The following is a 19,996-nucleotide window of genomic DNA, read 5'->3' on the forward strand; positions in this document are numbered from 1 at the left end:
AAGAAACCTAAACGCAGAGCGCTTGGTACGTTTAAATGCTGTTAAAATAATGGTGATGTGCGGAATCCTTTTTTTTGTTTCGATATTGATCAAAAAAAAAAATCTGCTACAGAGCGTCTGCAGCAGATTGTATTTTAAACTACACGGGTTTATTGCGACTTGGGTTTGCTGTTGAAGCGTTTTTTAGGATTACCGGCAGTACGTTTTTTAGGTCCGTTATTGCGATTGCGATTCGCATTGCCCCGGGAGCGCTTATTGTTATTACGATTACCGTTGTTACGAGGTGGTCGTTGATCCTGCTGTTCTGAAGGATCGTCAGGACCGTCAATTAAGAACGGATGCTCAGTAACCACGTGTATGTTCTGCTTGATCAACTTCTCAATATCCTTAAGATAGGGACGTTCGTCTTCGGCACAAAAACCCAGAGCAACGCCGCTAGCTTTTGCTCTTCCGGTACGACCGATGCGGTGTACGTAAGTTTCTGGGACATTGGGCAGGTCGTACTGAATCACCATCTCCAGTTCTGAAACGTCAATACCGCGTGCCGCGATGTCTGTAGCTACCAGAACCTGAGTTTTTCCATCTTTGAAAGCACCTAAGGCTTTCTGGCGTGCAGCCTGTGATTTATTTCCGTGGATGGCAGCCGAGTTAATTCCGGCTTTGTCGAGGATTTTTACAATCTTATTGGCACCGTGTTTGGTACGCGAAAACACCAAAGCAGTCTCAGGTTTTTCGGTCTCAATAAGATGCTTGAGTAATTTGGCCTTGCTTTTTTTACTTACAAAATAAACCGCCTGGTCTACACGCTCTGCGGTAGGTTTTTCCGGAGCGATACTTACTTTTTCAAAGTCGCCCAGAATGAGTTTTGACAGATCTACAATGGCCTTTGGCATCGTAGCCGAAAAGAACAGGGACTGCCGGTCGTGCGGAACCAGTTTGAGAACTTTTTTAATATCGTGAATAAAGCCCATGTCGAGCATCTGGTCTGCCTCATCAAGTACCAGGTATTCGATGTCTTTTAGGCTGATAAAACCCTGCTTGACCAAATCGAGCAAGCGCCCGGGGGTCGCGGTAAGGATGTCAACGCCTTTGCGCATTGCCGTAACCTGTGAAGCCTGCTTTACGCCGCCAAAAATCACGGTACTTTTAATACCGGTGTATTTGCCGTATTCGTTTATGTTATCGTCTATCTGTATGGCGAGTTCGCGGGTAGGGGTAATAATTAGCGCTTTGAGCTTACGGCTACCCTTGCCCGAACCTACCTTGTTGTAGATTTGTTGCAAAATGGGAATCGTAAACGCAGCGGTTTTACCGGTACCGGTTTGTGCCGAACCTAATAAGTCTTTTCCTTTTAAAAGTACCGGGATGGCTTGTTGTTGAATGGGAGTAGGGTGGGTGTATCCTTTATCGGCGAGCGCCTTCAGGATCGGGTCGATTAGACCTAAATCTTTAAATGTCATAAATTCTAATAAGCGGCAAAGATAAGCCTAATTAAGCTGGTATTTGCAAAAGCGGCTGAAAAGGTTGAAAATAAGTAAGTTGCAGTAATTTTTTCAGATTTTGGTTAACAAAGTTTATTTCTGCTCACGAATTCCCATAAACATGACTAGCATACGCTTTTTGTCTTGGGGCTAGTTGCCAATTACTTATAACATTCTGTCAGAGCTTTGTCGTTTAATCTTTGAAATTGCCTTTGCATTGCTCGGTCAGGAATTCTGCTTACCAAGAGTAAGCAGAATTCTTCGAAAATGCTTTTAGGATTTAATAAGTTGGTAGATACGAACAAGAAACTGAAGATCCATGCATTATAGATGTTCTATTATTACCAGAAACTTAGAAGTAATCAAGTTTTTTCAGTCATTTGATATTTGCGATTATAAGTTTGACTTTTATTCGTTTCGCTTAGAATCAGCTTATAATGCTTTATTAAAGACGCCCCCCTCTATTCTCTTTGTAGACTTAGATCATCCTGATTACCGTCAATCAGACTGGAATTCTCTTGTGGAAGTGCTAAACTATATGGAGTGCCAACCGGTTTTGGTTGCTATTTCTTCAACCAAATCTTTTGCCTATCAGGCGTTAAAAACAGGATTTCAGGATTATTTATTGAATCCGCTATACGAACTTGATGTTCGGAAAAGTTTGGTGAAGAGCAGAAAATGTTTGCAAATGCGCACCTCGAGAGAACGGGATAACGTGATTTGTCTTAAGTCCTATTCTGATTATCGTTTTTTAAACGTGGAAGAGATTTTATATTTGAAGGCAGATAATAATACGACCGATTTGTTTTTAAACGGTCAGAAGCAGGTTACTGCATTTAAATCCCTAAAATATTTTGAAGATACGCTTTCCGATGATTTTCTGCGTATACATAACAGTTATATCATAAACAAGCGTGCAGTAAAGCGCATAAACTACAGTAAGTCGCTTATTTTCTTTGATGCTGATTTAAATGGTCACTCCGTGCCTTTCTCCCGAAAATTTCGTGACCAGGTTGATGGCTTAAAGAAAACACTTTTAACTGATGAGCAGGTGCTTTTTGGTTAGTTACCCTTCAAATCGTTGCAGTGACCAGTAGTTTAGGGTTATCTGCAATATAAGTTCTTTTAAATTTCGAAGATTGCGAGGATTCCCTTAAAATTGTACTGTTAACAAAAAGAAACCCCGATAATCGGGAGATTGGATCCAATTGAAGTTTCCCTTATTCATTAAAAACTTCAATTATGAAATTAAAGAATTACGCCCTGTTAGTACTGTTTGCTGTTGTTGCTTTTGCAAATACAAGTTGTGAACCCGATCGCTTTTTAGAGGAAACCACTGTAGTAAGTGATTCCGGTTCAGAATCAAACCCACAGCAGCCAAGAGATCCGGATGAAGACTAAAACTTTAAAGCTTTATAAATTTAACCTCAAGAGAACATCTTGGGGTTTTTTAGTTTATATTTCTTTTAATTAGAACTTCTGATACCATGCATTCCCGAATACCCAAAATCAATTGAAAACGTTTTATGAGGGAATTTTTTTCATCTCGTTACATTAAGAGTTCACTATTCTTCTTAGGAATCCTCTTGAGCCTGTTGAGTTGTTCATCGCCCTCGAAAAATAAACTAGATGAGCAGAATAGTAATCTTATAGATTCTGAAGTTTCGCTACAGAAAATAGAAAATCTAGATCAGATCATTCCAAATGACAGTCTGAGGCTTTCTATTCTTTCAAAACTTTCGCTTGAATATCTGAATAAAGATTCCACGCTATTTAGAAAAATCAATACAAAAACGTTAGAGCTTGCCAATCAACTATCTAATAAAACGGTAGAGGCTAATGCCTATTGGGATCTGGCCTATTTTCAAGGTAAATATTCTAGTCTGGATAGTTCTTATGCGTATTATTATAAAGCCTATCAAAAATTTAGCGAATTGAAGAATGACGCTAAAGCAGGTAAAATGATGTTAATGATGGCAGTTTCTCAGGAAAATGCTAGGGATTATATAGGCAGTGAGAATTCCTCATTTAAAGCCCTCGAGCTTTTGCCGCAAACAAAGAAAAAGGATATTTATACCGTACATAATAACCTGGCCATTGTTTATAATGGTTTGGGAGATTTTGGTAAAGCTATTGAACATCATAAAAAAGCTTCAGCTATAGCCTCTTCAACGAAAGATGAAATTTTAATAGCAAGAAGTTCTAATAATCTTGCCGTTGTCTATTTAGAAAATGGTTTTTATGAGGATGCCTTGAGTTATGTTAAGCAGGCATTGGATGTTGAAGGCCTTAAACAAGCCGATACGGAACTTTATGCCATGGTTCTAGACAACTATGCGTATATTCAATTAAAAGCAGGGCAATCTGAAGATTTTTTAAAAGCGTCCCGTGAGGCGTTGCATATACGCGATAGTATTGATCATAAGGCCGGGATGATGGTGAGTAGGATCAGACTTGGAGAGTATTATTTAGATACGGAAGATACTGCCCGTGCGTTAGCTAATCTTCAGACGGCGCTTGCTTTGGCTGAGGAAGAGCAGAATGCCAAGTACGAGCTGGAAGCGCTATTAAAACTTCATAGTATTACCGGGAATCAGGAGTATCTGGACAGGTATCTGGTACTTAACGAAAAGCTTTTAAACGATGAGCGCGGAATACGCAGCAAATTTGCCCGTATACGTTATGAAACCGATCAATATATCAACAAAAACAGAAGCTTAAGCGAGCGTATCATCTGGATTAGCTTTACAGCTGTTGTGCTTCTTACGCTATTGGGCGTTTTTCTCTTTTTACAAAGGCAAAAAGCCAATCTTATTGAAGCCCGAATGCAGAATAGCCTCAAGGAATCAAATGCCGAAGTGTTTAAACTCCTGCTTGACCAACAGAAACAAGTTGAAATCGCCGCGGTTAAAGAGCGTGAGCGCATCGCCAGAGATTTACACGACGGGGTAATCAGCAGATTGTTTGGTACCCGAATGGCCCTGGGTTTTATGGAATCTGATAATCCGGCAACAGAAACACATCTCAAAGAACTTCAAAACATTGAGGCCGAAATACGAAACGTAAGCCATAATCTGGCTTCAAACAGTTTGACCTCAGAAGACGGTGTTGAAAAATTGATCAAGAAACTGATAGATACATTCAACGAGCATACGGCTACCTCCTTTGAGCTGCATGTTACCAAGTCTGTAGATTTTAATACCCTGGGAGATTCGGTAAAGATTTCGATATACTATATCTTACAGGAATGCCTGCAAAACGTAATGAAGCACGCCAATGCGACGGTTTGCAAGATTAGATTGAATCAAAAAGAAAATACCTTAACAGGTTCCATAACCGATAATGGAAAGGGCTTTGATGTTAAAGCAGCCAAACAGGGAATAGGGCTAACCAACTTAAATTATCGAATAAGCGATTTAGGAGGCGATTTAAAAATCCATTCCGATTCTTCGGGAACCAAAATGTCATTTAGTATACCCATATGAGAATAGTAAAAGTTTTAATAGTTGAAGACCACCCGTTAATTGTTAATGCCTACAAACAGGCTTTTGAACAGATAGCACAGGATAAAACGGTTCTCTTCAATATTGACGTTGCATTGAATCTGGATGAAGCCGGTGCTTTTTACAACAATCAGAGTTATATGAGCAAATGCGATTTAGTCTTTCTGGATGTACAATTGCCTGTGGGGAGCGATAAAAGCCTGTTATCGGGTGAAGATCTGGGATTGAAAATCCGCGAAAAGTACCCGGAAACCAAAGTAGCTATTCTTACCTCCCTGAGTGATCATTACCGTTTGCGAAGTATTTTAAAGGATATTGACCCGGATGCACTTTTGCTAAAAGGCGATCTGACCCCCGGCGAACTCATCAGAGGCATACAAAGTCTTATTTCAAAACCTCCGTATTATACCGTAACCGTTCTCGAGCATTTGCGCAAGAATCTGGTTGCTGAGATTGATATTGACAGTACAGATCGCAAGTTGTTGTATGAACTCTCGCTTAGCACAAAAAATACCGAGCTCTGTGATATTTTAAAGCTGTCTAAAGCAGGAGTTGAGAAGCGTAAACGCAATCTTAAAATTCTCTTTGAAGTAGAAGGCGAGTCTGACCGCGAACTTATTCTGGAAGCTCGCAATAGGGGATTTATTTGAGAACAGGGTTTTAAGGAGTCAAAATAGTCGCATAAAATTCAGTCCAGATCCGATACTTATTCAGCCATAAACCCTTTTGTTTAAAGTGACGTATAAGTTGTAAAGGTTGATTGAATAGTAATCAGCGGGTTTATTAAGTAATTCAATATTGTTGTAAAGAATTGAGACGATATTTAAATCTGCTACCTTTTCAAAGTAAAATGTCCCTTTTGAAGCGTTCCGTCGGCTAATTCAATTTGGAACCAATAATCATCCGAAGGCATATTTGTACCGCTATAAGTGCCATCCCATGAAGGGTTAGTGGGGTTGAGACCTGCTAAAAATTTGCCATACCTGTTATAAATGTAAATTTGATAATCTTCATCAGCTATCCCCAGAAGTTGCCAGGTGTCGTGATAGCCATCACCATTAGGAGAGAAATAGCGCATATAGTCTAAAATAAAGACCTCTTTTATAAAATAACCACAGCCATCTATCTCCTTTCCATAGACCGTGTAGGAGCCTCCGGGCAATTCATTAAAGAAGGGAAAGGATTGATATACCACGCCATCAAGTGAAAAGTGGTAGTTTTCATTTTCTGCAAGATTAATTTCTAAACGATTACTGCCTTCAAATTGTGTAGTTGAAATGGTGAAGTCTTCAATTTCATACGGATTTTCAACGCTGATTTCCACTTCTGCAGAAACTGGTCCGCAGGGAGAAGAAACGGTATACCGGTAAATACCTGAAGCATCTGTGGCTGGATCAAAAAGATCTGAGCCGCTCGTTAAGGCGGGAGTCCATACCCCACCGGCTTGCGGTGAGCCTTCCAGATAATTAAAAAGATTTATAGGTTCGTCTTTATTCAAACATAAACTCAAAACGGTGTTTTCACCGGCATTAGGAAGTGGAGTGATTTCCAGGTTTACGTTTGTAGAAGCCTCACAGCCCTTATTACTAATAGAGTAGGTGTAAGTTCCGGCTTGATCCAGATTAGGGTCAAAAATGTCGGTACCGCTCGCTAAAGCCGGTGACCAGATGCCACCTAAATCTGGATTGCCGTTAACCTGTTCCAATAAATTAAAGGCGGGAGAATTTTCGCAAAGGCTTAAACTTGTTTCCAGGCCGGTATTTGGTCTGTCTTCAAAACTGATGGTGATTGTTGAAGAATCGCTTCCGCACTGCGCATTATTCAGAGTATACGTATATATCCCTTCCTGATCTATCGCAGGATTGAAGACAGAAGTACCGCTGTTCAGAGCCGGAGACCATATGCCACCGGCATCGGGATTTCCTGAAATTAATGATAGGAGGTCAGTCTCTTCCTCATCTCTGCAAAAAGTTATGGCACTATCTTCCCCAGCATTAGAATTACCTTCCAGATCAATTTTTACCTGTCTATAATTTAAACAACCACAGCTGCGGGTGGCATACGAAAAACGGTAGACTCCGGGAGTATCAACAGACGGGTCGAACTCACCATCTACTGCAGCTTTAGGTGACCAGAATCCCGGTGTTGCGGGATCTATATTCAAAGCGGTATATAAATTCACTTTATTGCTGCTGGGGCAAAGACTCAAATCTGAAACGCCTGTGGTTGAATTATAATTCTCGGCAGGTAAATCTCCCGTTACGGTATTGCGCTTCCAAACTCCCGAACTAAAGGTGCCCGCGTAAATTGTTGACCCTTGCAAGGCTACAGATTCGATTGCATTTTTTCCTAAACCTTCGCAGAGTTCATACCAAATTTTATCATCTAAACCTGCCACGTAAGCACCATCAAGAGTTACTGCATAAATTTTTGAGCCGTCTACTACCAGATCAGTTGCATTAAATTCATTTACTCCAAACCGGGTCCAGGTGCTTCCCATATCTGAACTGGTAAATACACCTCGTGTAGTCGCGGCATAAATTAGGTTGCCATCAAGTCTCATTTTCTGAACCAAAATAAAGCCTGGAGTAACAGTAACTTCTACCCAGGATTTACCAAGATCTGTTGATTTGAATAGTCTGGAGTTTGCAGTAGATATGAGAATGGTTTGATTTTTTAGTAAAAGACTTAAATACCCCCGTTGCTCAGGATCAGACTCAAAACCATTTAGGCTGGCAGCAACAAATGTATTGCCTTCATCTTGAGAAAGATAAACGCCTTCAGAATTTACAGCTGTTGCAATAGTGTTACCATCTATATCAAGTACAGGTGTTGACTTATTTATTCCCGGATAAAAAACAGAGCTCCAGGCAGTACCCGTAGTTGATTTGTAAATGCCACCACCTGTAGCGGCAAAAAGTGAATTGTCTTTACTTTTTATCGCACCTACACCACGCGCATTAGTTAAAGTCAGACCCTGACTCACATTTTCCCAAGTGTTTCCACCGTCAGGACTTCTATGTATACCTCCCGAACTTTCATTTGACGCGTACAGATAATTTCCAAAAAAGTCTAGAGAAGTTGTTCTAAGACCACTTAAACCTCGATCACTTGTATTCCAGGAACTCCCATCATTGGTTGAAACATAAACTGTTTCCGCGGTTGTAAGTATTCGATTTTCATAAACTAGAATATCGTTTAGAAAATCTGACGTCCTGTTATTTTTTACTAACTGCCAACTTTGCCCGTCATTATTCGTTTTAAAATAAATACCGTTACCCGTCGCGGCATAAACGGCATTTTGACCGGTTTCAAATGACGAAATTGTCGCTGTAATACCAGGGGTGTTGAACGTATTCCAGGTTTGTAAATTATCGGTTGAATAATGGATTCTACCGAGAGAAGCGGTATAAAAAACGCCATTATTACTGGTTAGTGCAGAAAGTCTGCCCACTTGCTTGTTGGGTACAGTTATCCTGCTCCAGTTAAGACCGTCGTCTGTTGTTTTATAAAGAGTTTCGGCGGAAGCGTAAACTGTGTTATTAAAAAGGTGAAAGTCCGTAATTTCGTTTCTATCCGTAAAACCATTGTTTCGGTTCGTCCAGCTTTGCCCGTTATCGTCAGAAAAGAAAACACCACCTTCAGATTCTGCCGCAAAAATTCGGTTGTCGTCAGCGAATAGAGTATAAAAAGTTAAGTTATCAATTCCGGTATTGATAGCTTCCCAGGTAAGTCCCTTGTCCGGAGACATCCAGATACCGCTTCGGCTTACTGCGGCATAAAGTCTATCTTCATAAGAAACGAGGTCATACACAACTTCTGAACAGGGAAGTCCCTGACTTACGAAATACCAAGTGTTACCAAAATCGTCCGACCTAAAAACACCTCCATTACCCATATTGACGAAAAATGTATCATCAATATTTAGCAATTGAGCAGTGCTACCACCAGAGGGTCCAGACGTTTGTTGCCATTGACTAAAGCTGAGCAACGGCAAAATAAAAGAAATAAGGAAAAGTAAACGTTGAATCAAATTTTTAATCTATTGTGTTTTGAACTAAAAATAACTGATAATATTTATAATTCATTACTATTATTTGGAAAAGCAAAAGAAAAACCCCTGACAATGAATTTACCAGGGGTTTCTTTATAAAAATTCAGGCTCTGCCTGCTAGCTCGCAATCCACTTAAACTTATGATCCAGCTTAGGAACCACAATACGTTGCGAGATGCGTTCCAGACGATCGGGCAGATTAAGCAGGTAATCGCGTGCGCGTTCACCTTTGTCGTTAAGCCCCTTGATGTTTTCAATCTTCCAGTCGGCAATCAATGATTTTAAAATAGTGATATAATCCTGAGTGGTATATACCATTGAGCGTTGTGCTGCATCAGAAAAGTGTTCCCACAATTCACCTATTTGCTGACCAGACTCTCTTAAAAACATAGCCGGCATCACAATCTTGTTGCGCATCATCGCTTCAAAAGCCAGCATCATTTCGCTGGGGTCCAAGTCAAATATTCTGCGTACAAATTCCATATAAGCCGAAGCATGACGCGCCTCGTCTTTGGCAATCGTATTACAGATTTTAGCCAATTGCTTATTTCCCTGTTTTCTGGAAAAGGAAGCTACACGTCTGTGCGAAACATTGGTCGCCAACTCCTGAAAGCTGGTGTACACAAAGTTTTTATAAGGGTCCATTCCGGTTCCAATATCAAAACCATCGCTGATGAGGTATTGGGTACTCACTTCCATCTCGCGCATATTTACACGACCCGAGAGGTAGAGGTATTTGTTAAGCAAATCTCCGTGACGGTTTTCTTCAGCCGTCCAGGCGCGCACCCATTTAGACCAGCCGTTTCCGTTTACCTGATCTACGCCCTGCACACTCATCAACCAGGATTCGTAGGTAGGTAAAGCTTCTTCGGTAATGGTATCGCCTACTAAAACGGTAAAAAGATCATAATCCATCTCGCGACAAAGCTCCTGAATTTCCTTTACTTCATCTATAAATTCGGGATTGGTCGCGTCAGGCAGCATATCGGTAGGCTGCCAGTTTTCTTCAACCGACTTGAGATAGGTTTTGATGAGCTCATCCATAGACTGACCCACTGTCTGCATAACCTCAAGGCGTATGTTTGATAATTGCATAGCTATTTTGTGTATTAGGGGTTGTAAAAATACGTGTTTAGGCTGTAGAAACAGGAGTTCCTAAAAAGACTTACTGTGCACGCATAGTAAGTTGGCGGGTAGCCCATTTATTAATTCGGTTACTAAAGACTTTATCTCTTTTATGAAAGGGAAGTGTCAAAAAGACGCAGATTACAACGGATTATTTTTATACTTGTACAGATTACATTTAATATTGATTAAGTAACTTGTACTACTCGAATTCTTTATTGCAGTTATGATGCCATCTTTTTTTAAAATATCCTGTTTTGCGCTTCTTCTCCAAAGTTTTTCCTGTCAATCACAGCAGCATGCTGCTACAGAACAGCCTGTGGTGCTGCATATAGATACTCATCAGGTTTTTCAAAGCATGGCTAATTTTGGCGCTTCTGATGCCTGGTCCGGACAGTTTGTGGGTTTATGGCCCGATGCAAAACGTAATGCGATGGCCGATTTGCTATTTAGTCAGGAGCTGGATAATGCCGGAAATCCAAAAGGAATTGGGTTGTCCCTCTGGCGCTTCAATCTGGGTGCAGGCAGTGCAGAGCAAGGGAGAAAAAGCGGTATTCGGGATTCATGGCGACGAGCCCCTACCTTTTGGGATGGTTCCGGTTATGACTGGGATAAACTGGATAGTCAGGTCTGGCTCGCGCGAGCCGCTCAAAAGCGGGGTGCAGATCAGTTATTGATGTTTTTAAACAGTCCGCCGGTGCATCTTACCCGTAATGGTAGGGCCTATACTTCAGATAAAACAGAAAGTAATATTGCGCCTGAAAACTACCCGGCTTTTGCAACCTATCTCGCAGATGTTATAGAAGGAATGCGGGCGAAAAATGTTGAGGTAGATTATGTGAGTCCGTTTAACGAGCCCCAGTGGGACTGGGCCGAAGGCGGGCAGGAGGGAAACCCGTATTGGAACCAGGATATTTTTGAGATTTCAAAAGCGATTGATTCGGTTTTTCAGGACCGAAAGATCGCGACTACAATTGATATCGCCGAAGCTGCGCAAATAGACTACCTCTTCAAAACCGGAAAGAAGCCGGGCAGAGGCGATCAGATTGAAGCTTTTTTCAGCAGGGAATCTCCTTACTATCTCGGAAACCTGAAAAGTATGGGGCACGCCATTTCTGGACACAGTTATTTTACAACTTCACCGGCTTCGGTACGGGTAAAAAAGCGCGAACGACTGCGAAACAAGCTCCATGAAGTGCCCGATCTTGATTATTGGATGTCTGAATACTGCATCTTGGGAGCTAACGCCGGCGAGATTGAAGGTGATAAACGCGATCTGGGGATGACTTCGGCTTTATATTTGGCACAGGTCATACACAGCGACCTGGTAGATGCACAGGCCAGCGCCTGGCATTGGTGGACCGCAATTTCGGCCTACGATTATAAAGATGGACTGATCTACATCGACAAAAAAGAGCAGGATGGTAATTTCTACGAAAGCAAAATGCTTTGGGTACTGGGAAATTATAGTCGGTTTATACGTCCCGGTTTTAAACGGGTAGCAATTGCACAGCGAAGCGGCAACAAGGCGGAACAACTAAAGTATTCGGCTTATACTAATCCTGATCAAACCCAACTTGTGCTTGTTTTGATAAATGATTCCGCTAAAGAAAAGTCCCTTTCGCTTTCACTTCCTGAGAATTTTGCAATGCAAAGCTTTAAAACCTACACCACTTCAGCAACTGAAGATTTACAGTTTAAAAGAGTTGAGGCACAGCAAATAGCACTGCCTGCTGAATCTGTAATGACTATTGTTATTTATAACTAAATACCAGATAAAATAAATCTTTAATGAAACCGAGACCAGCGGGAGCGTGGCTTTTTGGTGCGTTGTTTTTGAACTTGAATTCCTCCAACGACAACCATGCCTAAGGTCATTTCAGAAGGATCTTGCTTCATGACAAAGTTGTATTTATTTTGAACAACTTTTAAAGTAGCTTCTTCAGTCTTAAAGCCTATAAATGAACAAACCAACTTATTATTTTTTTCGATTTCATCTAAAGGAAGGATAATTTTAAAATTCCCATCAAAATCTGTAACTGTTCCAAGATTACTTCCTGAGACCATTATATTGGCACCGGGCAAAGGATAATCATCTTGGTCCAGAACTGTACCCTCAATAATTAGATCTTTTTTAGGAGTCAATTTTATGGCTTCTTTTTTATTTTGTTGGCTATTTCGAGTTTGCTCAGTTTTAACCTCAGTTTCCTGTCCCATCACCGGTTCGCATAAAGCCAACAGCGATGTAAACGCAGCAGCTATCCCCAGATTTTTAAAAGCTTTCTTTTCCGGAATAAAATAGACGGTTTCCAGTTGGTCTTTGCGATACCGCCCGCAAATGGATTTCCCGGATTGTACCTTTTCTGTGATTTGCTTTCGCGAAAGCGCAGTAAAATCAATCACCTCTTTTGTGCAACTCGCACAAAACCTACCCTGCTCGCGCTTACTCATTTGCGACCAGTCTTCGTGGCAGGGTTCGGGTATGTGGAGTTTGAAATGCATTTTTTGAGTTTACTGTTTATGGTTTTCCGTTTTTCTGTTTTTTCAGGAAAAGTTTAATCGTTCAATCGTTTTTAACCTGCAACCTGTAACCTGCAACCTGTAACCTGCAACTGAGACTGCCAACTGAGACTGCCAACTGAGACTGCTTATTTTTTAATTTCCTCTGTTTGTTTAATCTCGTTGACCTCGCGATTCTTTACGTACTGCTCCAGCCATTGATCCTGTTCCCACAGCATATGCAAAATCGATTCTTTAGCGGCATAACCGTGACTTTCTTTAGGCAGCATCACCAGGCGCGCGGTAGCTCCCAGACCTTTCAAGGCATTAAAGTAACGCTCACTTTGCAACGGATAGGTTCCGCTGTTGTTATCGGCCACACCGTGAATCAAAAGTAAAGGTGTCTTCATCGTATCGGCGTGCATAAACGGACTCATCTCATAATAAATCTCGGGTGCTTCCCAGTAATTGCGCTCTTCAGACTGAAAGCCAAAAGGCGTCAGCGTACGGTTATACGCACCGCTTCGGGCGATACCGGCAGCAAACAAATCGGAATGCGATAACAGGTTTGCTGTCATAAAAGCTCCGTAGGAGTGGCCTCCAACGGCGACTTTATTTCGATCTATATAACCCAATTCATCCACCGCATCAATAGCGGCTTTTCCGTTAGCAACCAGTTGCTTGATAAAGGTATCATTGGGTTCGGTGTCGCCTTCACCTACTATAGGGAAAGAGGCATCGTCAAGCACCACATAACCGCGGGTCACCCAGTAAACCATTGACCCGTAATACGGATAGGTAAACTCATTTGGGTTTGAAGTGGTCTGCCCGGCGCTGTTTTTGTCTTTGTATTCGGTAGGATAGGCCCACAGCAGCATCGGCTTTTTCTCTTTCTTTTCCATATCATAACCCACGGGCAGATAAAGCGTTCCCGAAAGTTCGAGGCCATCATCACGCTTGTACTTAATCACTTCTTTATGTACATCCTGAATACTTTTAAATGGATTCTCAAATCGCGTAATCTGCTTCAGGCTGTTGTCGTTCAAATCGCGGATGTAATAATTGGGATATTCGGTAGGAGCTTCGATACGCACCAGGATTTTACCGGCTTCCATATCCAGCGCTTCCTGTAAATTTTCAAGCTTATCGGTGTAAGCCGATTCGTAAATGCGCTCTTTTTCCTGAGTTGCCAGATTCACTTTATCTATAAATGGAAACTGTCCGCGTTCGCTAAAACCGTCTCCAATGAGGTAGGCATTTCCGTCTATAAGCGTTAGAACATTCCGCCCATAATCGTTTTCGTGCGTTACAAAATTACCCGGATCACTGTAGGTGTCCTGATAGTTTCGATCTGAAATCAGCACCGGTTCTGCCGAAGCATCAGCGGGATTGAAGGTGTAAGTTTTGGTATTTCGGGTATTCCACCAGTAATCGTATGCGACCGCTGTTGAGTCATTTCCCCAGGTAATGCCACTGAAACGATTTATAGTTTTAAGCACCGGTTTTACGGGACCCATAAAAGGCGCTTCCTGCATATAAACCTGATCGCGGAAGGGAACATCAACCTCAGGATCTCCCTGGTCTAAAGCTTCTGCCCATACCAAAGTCGCGGGAGCATCAGCACGCCAGTTCAGGCTGCGCTTGCCGGTTTGAGTAGCCATAAAACCTTGCGGTAATTCTTCAATAAGGGGTACTTCATTCACCACTTTTACTTCAGTCCCATCCTTTTTATAAACCGTTACGGTTTCCGGAAAACGATAATACGGCACGATATACGAAAAGGGTTTATGAATGCTGGTAACCATTACATATTCGCCATCGGGCGAAAAGGATACGTTTGTAAACATATCTGCGGTATGCCAGATGGTGGACGTGCCATCAAGATCTTTTTTAACCAAAACCGAAGTAGCCAGTTGCTCAAAATTGGCCACATCATTGGGATTCTGAAGCAAATCCTGATAGGTGCGGTTTTGCGCTTTAGAGCCGTCACTGGTAGAAATGGTAGGACCGGTAGGTACGGCTTCTGCGGTATTGATCAATTCTTTTCGGGTAGCCGGAAGCATATTCAATAACAGACTTTTTCCATCCTTAAACCAGCTGATGGGATTTCCCATATTGGCATTTAAGGTTGGTTCGGTGAGTTTGCTTACAGAAGCCTTCTCCAGATCCAGAATCCAGACTTCAACCCCAGTATCGGTGGTGTTGGTCAGGGCCATTTTGCTTTCGTCAGGCGACCAGCTGAAGTTACTAAGTTTTGGGTTTTCGGGTAGTCCGCTGATGTTGCGGGCATCCATCTCGTCAACACCTTTGATTTTTACATCATTGTAATAGGTGGTGCGGCTGCCGATGTTTGTTTTAGGGTTAATACGCAGTCCGCCCAGGCGTAGTTCTTCTTCAGAAAGTTCGGCGATGGTTTTATAACTGTCCCGATAGAGGAGGAGCATAGTATCACCTTCGGTATTCATCACTACAGCCGGCGCCCGGGGTACATCTACCAGCTCAAGAATTTCTTCAGGTGGTTTTTGATAATCGAGATTTACCTGTGCTACCAGAGTGGCGGTTAGCAGAAAGAATGCGCCGAGGAGATGGAGTTTTTTCATAGTAATGTGTGCTTTTTTTGGATTAAATCGATAATCGAGGAAAACGATTTGTCTAATGCCCTGTAATTTAATCAAAAATGTTTTGAAAGTTTAGGGTTTGCCGTTTTCTATTTGTTTCCGGTTTTCTGTTTTCCGTTTAATCGTGTAAACATTTATTCGTTGAACCGTAGAATCGTTTTTCTACTTTTTACCTCATACCACAATCAAGCTGCCTACTGCAACTGCCAACTGAGACTTTTCCCAAAAAATTTTGACTCTGCACTCTGAACTTTCAACTTTAAAAAACTATGCACGCATAGCTAAAGAGGAATACTTTAAAACATTTAAAATTGAAGAAACAGTATCTTTCGGGACATTTAAGGCCTGATCTATGTCAGGTTCATAATTTCAACTAGATTTTTTACAGACTATGTATAATTCTCGAATTGCCGGAATGGGCGCCTACGTGCCCGAAAATATTGTAACCAACGATGATTTGGCTAAAATCATGGATACCAATGACGCCTGGATTCAGGAGCGAACCGGTATTAAAGAGCGCCGCCATATTAAAGATGGAGACGGTAATTCTACTGCGGTAATGGGTGTTAAAGCAGCCAAAATTGCTTTAGAACGCGCAAAAATGAGTGCTCAGGATATTGATATGATCGTTTTTGCTACCCTGAGTCCTGATTATTACTTTCCGGGTTGTGGCGTGCAGGTGCAGGAAATGCTCGAGATGCGCACCATACCGGCACTCGATGTACGCAACCAGTGTAGTGGCTTTGTCTATGCACTTTCGGTGGCAGACCAGTTTATCAAAACCGGTATGTACCAAAACGTGTTGGTGATTGGTTCTGAAAATCACAGTGGCGGTCTTGATATGACTACCCGCGGACGCAGCGTTTCGGTGATTTTTGGGGACGGGGCGGGAGCCGCGGTTTTGACCCGGGAAGAAGACAACTCAAAAGGAATTCTATCAACCCATTTGCATAGTGAAGGGAAGCACGCGCTTGAGCTATCGCTGAAAGGCCCCAGTACGATGGAGTGGGTGCCTGAGCTGATTGAGAAAAATCCACAGGAAGACCCACCTTATTATCCCTATATGAACGGACAGTTTGTATTTAAAAATGCGGTGGTGCGCTTTGCGGAAGTGATCAATGAGGGTCTGGAGCAAAACGGACTTGCCGCAAAAGATATCAATATGCTGATCCCGCATCAGGCTAATTTGCGCATATCCCAATTTGTACAGAAGCAATTCAGGCTGAATGACGATCAGGTGTATAACAACATCCAGAAATACGGAAACACCACGGCAGCCTCTATACCCATTGCCCTGACTGAAGCCTGGGAGGAAGGTAAAATTAAGGAAGGCGACACGGTGGTACTGGCAGCCTTTGGTAGCGGATTTACCTGGGCGAGTGCGATTATTAAGTGGTAGGAGCCCCTTGGCCCCTAAATGGAGAATAAATATATACGAAGCGGAGCAACTCAGTTGCTCCGTTTTTGGTTTTAAACCCCGCTTTAGCGGGTGAAATTGCGATGCTGGGTGGCGGTAAAGTAATCCCGAAATATGCGGTTTAGGGCACTGTTTTCACGGGCAGCGTTGATGCCTAGATGTGGATAAACTGCAATGAGTGATCTTGACAATTCCCTCACGGAAGCCACAGCGGTTTGATGAATGTTTGTGATGAATTCCGGCTCGAGTGGTTGTTCGTTAGCTATGCGCTCTTCGACTTGAAAGGCAAAAACAAAACAGTCTTTTTCAGCTTTGGCAACTGCGGTACTTAAGTCGTCGAAATCAAGTTCGGCTTCTAAGCTTTTTAATTCTTCTTCGAAATGTTGTGCCATTCCTATATAATTAATCCATAAAGTGAGGTCAGCAAATACCCGGAAATTGATTTTATAAATCGCCTGCGGCAGGTAAAACTGATCGTATTGAAAGCTTTGTTCTTCCTGTGCGATATAATCTTTAATACTAAACGAACAGGTGCGGGTAGCCTGCATTCCCATGGTGTTCCAGTCGTCGATGAGGTTAACGGCGTCTTTTGGGATTACAAAGGATTTAAAAACCGGGCTTCCGTCTTTCTGAGGCAGTTCTTTTCCGTTTTTAGTGATTTTGGCGTTTAGGGTCACGTGGGTAAGATACGGTCCACCGGTAGCATACTTCCAGGTTCCGGAAAGTCTGTAATTATCGCCTGTTTTTTCGGCGCAGCCAAATAAGCCGCCACTGCCTCCAAAAATGGGTTTGTGTGCACCTTCTGTAAAAATACCCTGAGCTGTTTCCGGTTTTAAATTCCCCACAAAATAATTGGCACCGCTGCACAGCGTGACCGTCCAGCCCAGGCTTCCATCGTTTCTGGCGAGTTGCTGCAGGAGTTTTAAACCTTCAGTGAGTGAGCATTCCCGGCCACCGTAAACTTTTGGCACCCAAATATTCCAAAGATTCTGGCTTGTAATCCAGTTTAGGGTTTCCGCAGAAAATCGTTCTGTGCCCTTTTGAAATTCAGGTATGCGCAAGTTGTTCATGTTGTTCGTTTTTAATGAGTTTTCGCCACTTTAGATACCCGGAAATAGCCACGCAAAATAGAAAACCGGTAAGGCCGGCGTAGATGTATAATTCTTTGTAAATGAGCAGAGGTATGGAAACAATGTTGCTGATGTTTAGGTAAATCCAGTTTTCGATTTTGCGGCGGGCCATCAGCCACATACCCGCCCAGGCAAATGCACTCACGACCGAATCCCAATAAGGTACGTCTGAATTGGTGTAATGGGTGAGCCAGAACACCATTAAAATAAAACAACCAGCCACAATGCCAAGGGCTTGTAAATGTTCCTTTCGGCTTGAATAGGAGATGGGCGCTTCCTCTTGTTTTTTACCAAATTTCCAGTACAACCAGCCGTAAACGCTCATCACAAAATAGTACAGATGCAGTATAATATCGGCATACAGCTTTGAATGGTAGAGTACCCAAATGCTGATAAGAATAGCAATGATGCCAAAAATGTAATTGTTGACGTTGTTTTGACGTGCGAGTAAAACCTGGGTGATGCCGAAGGCGGTGCCTATCCACTGCAACCACACAAAACTCATTAAAAAGTCCTCCATTACCGGATTTTAGATTACCAAATGCAATGAGGAGATGAGCCCAGGGGGCGGCAGACAGGTATTGCCTGTTTGCTAAAAAATCCCTACGCCGGCATTATCCGGATCAGGTACTGGGCAAAGTGCCCACGGGTATCATCTCAGCCTGCCGGGGAGTAATCATTTGGTTTAATGATTTCATTCTTCGGGCAAGCACCCCATTGAGGAACAAAGGTACAGGTATAAAAACAAAAACGCCTAAAATCAGGAAGAATTTAGGCGTGTTATCTGGTATGTTCTTAAAACTTATTTTTTCTTGGGTTTAAAAACCGGTTTTATTTTGGTGGATATTTCACCAAAACCAATACGCGCAGCTCCTGATTTCTCACAGTGTCCGCGCATTATTACTGTATCGTTATCTTCTATAAATTTGCGATCGCTGCCGTCGTTTAGTTTTACGGGTTTTGAGCCCTTCCAGCTAAGCTCAAGCATAGAGCCGTAAGAGTCGGGCGTAGGACCACTTATGGTACCGCTGCCCATCATATCACCGCTGTTAACCGGACAACCGTTAATGGTGTGGTGTGCCAGTTGCTGGCTCATATTCCAATACAGGTGTTTAAAGTTTGATTTACAAACTACGGTTTCCTCTTTTCCTTCAGGCTGAATGCTTACTTCAAGATTGATGTCGAAGGTTTTCTTGCCGCTGTATTTTAAATAGGGTAGTACTTCCTGGTCGGGCTTGGGACTGTTGGTTCTAAATGGCTCTAAAGCATCAAGAGTTACAATCCAGCAGGAGACCGAAGAGGCGAAGTTTTTACCTAAAAACGGTCCTAAGGGCATATACTCCCAGCGCTGAATGTCGCGGGCGCTCCAGTCATTAAATAATACCAGACCAAAAATATATTCTTCAGCCTGATCTACCGGAATGGGCTGCCCCAATTCATTTGCCGCTGTCGTGATAAAAGCCATTTCCAATTCAAAATCCAGTTGTCTTGACGGACCAAAAATGGGTTTGTCAGCTCCGTTAGGCAGCTTTTGACCCTGTGGGCGATGTACCGAAATTCCCGAAGGAATAATCGAACTGCTGCGCCCGTGGTAAGCCACAGGTAAATGAAGCCAGTTAGGTAACAACGCGTTGTCCGGGTCACGAAACATAGAGCCTACATTGGTCGCATGCTCTTTACTGCTGTAAAAATCAGTATAATCGCCTATTTGTACCGGCAGTTGCATTTCGATCTCGTCCATAGCAAAAATTACGGTATCGCGATGATCTGCGTTATCGCGTAACTCGGGGTTGTTTGCTTCAAAAATTTCGGAAATGCGGTTGCGTACAGCCCTCCAGGTTTTGCGCCCGTCTGCAATGAAATCGTTTAAGCTGTCTTGCAAAAAGATGTCATCGGTAAGGGGTATTTCACTAAAATATCCCAGTTGATGCAGCGCTCCCAGATCAATGGCATAGTCTCCGATTCGCGTTCCTATGGTGATGATGTCATCGCGGGTGAGGAACACGCCAAAGGGAATATTCTGGATAGGAAAGTCTGTGTCTGCAGCAGTCTCTAGCCAGGTTTTTCTTTTGGGATCGTTAGCTTTAGTAGGCATATATTTTTAATAAAGTGTTAGTAAAAGGGCTACTCAAATATAGAATTAAAATAGTACCAACCAATTGTAATCAC

General features: G+C 42.4%; 14 protein-coding genes. 6 read left to right on the forward strand and 8 right to left on the reverse strand.

Annotation, left to right across the window (positions count from 1 at the left end; all coding sequences use genetic code 11):
• Window positions 1-149: 149 nt before the first annotated feature.
• Entirely contained in the window at window positions 150-1,460 is a 1,311-nt protein-coding gene (locus CJ305_RS15010; protein WP_099647107.1) for a DEAD/DEAH box helicase, read from the reverse strand.
• A 340-nt stretch (window positions 1,461-1,800) separates the two neighbouring features.
• On the opposite strand from CJ305_RS15010, the gene CJ305_RS15015 reads away from it, so the two are divergent.
• The 4 genes from CJ305_RS15015 to CJ305_RS15025 all read left to right on the forward strand — a co-directional run bounded on the left by CJ305_RS15015 (window position 1,801) and on the right by CJ305_RS15025 (window position 5,634).
• Window positions 1,801-2,547: a LytR/AlgR family response regulator transcription factor gene (locus CJ305_RS15015; protein WP_099647108.1), complete on the forward strand. Its 747-nt coding sequence runs from the start codon at window positions 1,801-1,803 to the stop codon at window positions 2,545-2,547.
• 176 nt (window positions 2,548-2,723) lie between these two features.
• A complete protein-coding gene (locus CJ305_RS19500; RefSeq protein ID WP_189319465.1) occupies window positions 2,724-2,882 on the forward strand; it encodes a hypothetical protein in 159 nt (52 codons plus the stop codon).
• A 125-nt stretch (window positions 2,883-3,007) separates the two neighbouring features.
• A complete protein-coding gene (locus CJ305_RS15020; protein ID WP_099647109.1) occupies window positions 3,008-4,966 on the forward strand; it encodes a tetratricopeptide repeat-containing sensor histidine kinase in 1,959 nt (652 codons plus the stop codon).
• Window positions 4,963-5,634, forward strand: a complete 672-nt coding sequence (locus tag CJ305_RS15025) for a response regulator (RefSeq protein ID WP_099647110.1) — start codon at window positions 4,963-4,965, stop codon at window positions 5,632-5,634. The genes CJ305_RS15020 and CJ305_RS15025 overlap by 4 nt, the downstream gene beginning before the upstream one ends.
• Window positions 5,635-5,816: 182 nt before the next feature.
• Here CJ305_RS15025 and CJ305_RS15030 read toward each other — a convergent pair whose 3' ends face one another.
• Together CJ305_RS15030 and CJ305_RS15035 are read right to left on the reverse strand one after the other, a co-directional pair.
• Window positions 5,817-9,017: a T9SS type B sorting domain-containing protein gene (locus CJ305_RS15030; RefSeq protein ID WP_099647111.1), complete on the reverse strand. Its 3,201-nt coding sequence runs from the start codon at window positions 9,015-9,017 to the stop codon at window positions 5,817-5,819.
• Between the two features lie 138 nt (window positions 9,018-9,155).
• Window positions 9,156-10,133, reverse strand: coding sequence for an acyl-ACP desaturase (locus tag CJ305_RS15035; protein WP_099647112.1), 978 nt, complete (start codon window positions 10,131-10,133; stop codon window positions 9,156-9,158).
• 352 nt (window positions 10,134-10,485) lie between these two features.
• Between CJ305_RS15035 and CJ305_RS15040 the strand changes: the two genes are divergently transcribed.
• Entirely contained in the window at window positions 10,486-11,931 is a 1,446-nt protein-coding gene (locus tag CJ305_RS15040) for a glycoside hydrolase (protein WP_189319466.1), read from the forward strand.
• Window positions 11,932-11,951: 20 nt separating this feature from the next.
• Here CJ305_RS15040 and CJ305_RS15045 read toward each other — a convergent pair whose 3' ends face one another.
• Together CJ305_RS15045 and CJ305_RS15050 are read right to left on the reverse strand one after the other, a co-directional pair.
• On the reverse strand, window positions 11,952-12,566 hold the full coding sequence (locus tag CJ305_RS15045; RefSeq protein ID WP_189319467.1) for a carboxypeptidase-like regulatory domain-containing protein: 615 nt from the start codon (window positions 12,564-12,566) through the stop codon (window positions 11,952-11,954).
• Between the two features lie 245 nt (window positions 12,567-12,811).
• Window positions 12,812-15,262, reverse strand: a complete 2,451-nt coding sequence (locus tag CJ305_RS15050; protein ID WP_099647115.1) for a S9 family peptidase — start codon at window positions 15,260-15,262, stop codon at window positions 12,812-12,814.
• Between the two features lie 409 nt (window positions 15,263-15,671).
• On the opposite strand from CJ305_RS15050, the gene CJ305_RS15055 reads away from it, so the two are divergent.
• On the forward strand, window positions 15,672-16,679 hold the full coding sequence (locus CJ305_RS15055; protein ID WP_099647116.1) for a 3-oxoacyl-ACP synthase III family protein: 1,008 nt from the start codon (window positions 15,672-15,674) through the stop codon (window positions 16,677-16,679).
• Window positions 16,680-16,762: 83 nt separating this feature from the next.
• Here the strand turns inward: CJ305_RS15055 and CJ305_RS15060 are convergent, their stop codons facing one another.
• From CJ305_RS15060 to fahA, 3 genes are all read right to left on the reverse strand, one after another.
• Entirely contained in the window at window positions 16,763-17,767 is a 1,005-nt protein-coding gene (locus CJ305_RS15060) for an acyl-CoA dehydrogenase family protein (RefSeq protein WP_099647117.1), read from the reverse strand.
• Entirely contained in the window at window positions 17,745-18,347 is a 603-nt protein-coding gene (gene pnuC / locus CJ305_RS15065) for a nicotinamide riboside transporter PnuC (protein ID WP_099647118.1), read from the reverse strand. The genes CJ305_RS15060 and pnuC overlap by 23 nt, the downstream gene beginning before the upstream one ends.
• Before the next feature lie 282 nt (window positions 18,348-18,629).
• On the reverse strand, window positions 18,630-19,922 hold the full coding sequence (fahA, locus tag CJ305_RS15070; RefSeq protein ID WP_099647119.1) for a fumarylacetoacetase: 1,293 nt from the start codon (window positions 19,920-19,922) through the stop codon (window positions 18,630-18,632).
• Window positions 19,923-19,996: the final 74 nt, after the last annotated feature.

The organism is Leeuwenhoekiella nanhaiensis (assembly GCF_002744755.1).
GTDB classification, from domain to species: Bacteria; Bacteroidota; Bacteroidia; order Flavobacteriales; family Flavobacteriaceae; genus Leeuwenhoekiella; species Leeuwenhoekiella nanhaiensis.